We start from the raw sequence: 235 nt of genomic DNA on the forward strand, positions 1-235 counted from the left end.
GACTTTTAATCAATTGGTCGCAGGTTCGAATCCTGCACGACCCACCAATTTTGATAATTGGTGAAGGTGTCAGACGTGAAGGATAACGTTGCGTCAGCAACGGTGAGGCGAAAGCCGAATCCTCCTGCACGACCCACCACTTCGAAGAATCCCTGAAAAGGGTCGTTAGCTCAGTTGGTAGAGCAGTTGACTTTTAATCAATTGGTCGCAGGTTCGAATCCTGCACGACCCACCA

Annotated in this window: 1 tRNA gene; it reads left to right on the plus strand. The window is 49.4% G+C overall.

The window, feature by feature from the left end:
• Nucleotides 1–159: 159 nt before the first annotated feature.
• A tRNA-Lys gene (locus IAE50_RS25830) sits at nt 160–235 on the plus strand.

Source organism: Kosakonia sp. S42, assembly GCF_016624785.1.
GTDB classification, from domain to species: Bacteria; Pseudomonadota; Gammaproteobacteria; order Enterobacterales; family Enterobacteriaceae; genus Kosakonia; species Kosakonia cowanii.